This window comes from Arenibacter sp. F20364 (assembly GCF_023015905.1).
Lineage (GTDB): Bacteria > Bacteroidota > Bacteroidia > Flavobacteriales > Flavobacteriaceae > Arenibacter.
Genome location: NZ_JALKBD010000097.1, coordinates 1 through 1,625 on the forward strand (window position 1 = coordinate 1; position 1,625 = coordinate 1,625).

General features: G+C 52.9%; 1 pseudogene. It reads left to right on the forward strand.

Annotated elements, in window-relative coordinates:
• Nucleotides 1-1,625: pseudogene (locus MWU84_RS23840) on the forward strand (collagen-like protein); the annotation flags it as partial.

Sequence of the window (1,625 nt, forward strand, 5' to 3'; positions counted from 1 at the left end):
ACTGGTTCCACTGGAGCCACTGGTTCAACTGGAGCAACTGGAGCAACTGGAGCTAAAGGAGACCAAGGAGATACTGGTGCGACCGGAGCCAAGGGCGACCAAGGCGTCAAGGGTGAAACAGGAGCTACTGGTGCAACCGGCGCAACTGGTTCTACAGGTGCAACTGGAGCACAGGGAATACAAGGTATCCAAGGCGAGAAAGGTGATACTGGAGCCAAGGGAGATCAAGGAGATAAGGGAGACACTGGAGCTCAGGGTCCAATAGGATTAACTGGTGCTGACGGAGCCAAAGGAGATACTGGTGCCAAGGGTGACCAAGGCGAGAAAGGTGCTACTGGTTCGACTGGTAATACAGGAGCGCAAGGAATTCAGGGTGTAACTGGAGCTACTGGTAATACAGGAGCCCAAGGTATTCAAGGCGCAACCGGAGCTGATGGCGCAACTGGAGCTACTGGTGCCACAGGTGCTACTGGACCAACCGGGGCTCAAGGAATCCAAGGAGAGACTGGTGCAACTGGTGCGGACGGAGCTAAAGGAGACACTGGTGCCAAAGGTGAAACTGGAGAACAGGGTATTCAGGGTGTAAAAGGAGATCAAGGAGATACTGGAGCCCAAGGTATACAAGGTGTAAAGGGTGACACCGGTGCTACTGGTGCGACCGGAGCCAAAGGAGATACAGGTGCCAAGGGTGACCAAGGCGAGAAAGGTGATACTGGAGCAACTGGTTCAACTGGAGCTCAGGGTCCGATCGGACTTACTGGAGCAACTGGCGCTGATGGAGCCAAAGGAGATACAGGTGAAACTGGATCTACCGGTGCTACAGGAGCTACTGGTGCAACTGGAGATCAGGGTATCCAAGGTTTAAAAGGAGATACAGGCGCTAAAGGCGACCAAGGTGATACTGGTGCTCAAGGCATCCAAGGGGTAACCGGAGCCAAGGGCGACAAAGGTGACAAAGGTGAAAAAGGAGATACTGGAGCGAAAGGCGACCAAGGCGAAACTGGTGCAACTGGTGCAACCGGCCTAACTGGAGCCAAGGGAGATCAGGGAGACAAAGGAGATACTGGTGCAACCGGAGCTAAAGGAGATACCGGAGCTAAGGGTGACCAAGGTGAAAAAGGAGATACTGGAGCAAAAGGAGACCAGGGCGACAAAGGTGACAAAGGTGAAACGGGAGCTACTGGAGCTACTGGTGCAACTGGAGATCAGGGTATCCAAGGTTTAAAAGGAGATAAAGGTGACCAGGGTGACAAAGGTGATACTGGTGCTACTGGAGCTATGGGTGACCAAGGTGATAAGGGTGAAAAAGGAGATACTGGAGCGAAAGGTGCTACTGGTTCTACTGGAGCACAGGGAATACAAGGTGAAACTGGTGCCACAGGTGCAACTGGTAATACAGGAGCAACAGGAGTGCAAGGTGAGAAAGGTGAGAAAGGTGATACTGGAGAAAAAGGTGACACTGGTGCCCAAGGTATCCAAGGTGATACAGGTGCCAAGGGTGACCAGGGCGATAAAGGTGAAACCGGTGCTACTGGTGCTACTGGTTCAACTGGTTCAACTGGTGCGCAAGGAATTCAAGGAGAGGCTGGTGCTACTGGTTCAACTGGAGCTACTGGAGTTCAAGG